This window comes from Alcanivorax sp. HI0044 (genome assembly GCF_001634945.1).
The window spans coordinates 1-219 of the sequence record NZ_LWEZ01000809.1; the positions used below are offsets into that span (position 1 = coordinate 1).

Sequence of the window (219 nt, forward strand, 5' to 3'; positions counted from 1 at the left end):
TGTACGGACGGGGATAACAGGCCGTGAAGACGGTTTACGGCATAACGAAATGCTCGATCCCCCGGTTGAGAAAATGCAGGAGCATGCGATAGCTGTCCAGATCAAAGCAGACGTCATGCGGGGGGTGCAGATCTTCCTCGCCGGGGGCATGGTTAAACGTCGCCAGATGACACCACTGATGCACCAGGTGGTAGTCGTCTTCCGTTGCCCCGCATTCGC

1 protein-coding gene is annotated in these 219 nt (G+C 57.1%); it reads right to left on the reverse strand.

Annotated features, from left to right (window positions below):
* Positions 1-34 precede the first annotated feature (34 nt).
* The coding region (locus A3730_RS31410) for a hypothetical protein (protein ID WP_197477404.1) at positions 35-219 on the reverse strand (185 nt) is incomplete at its 5' end.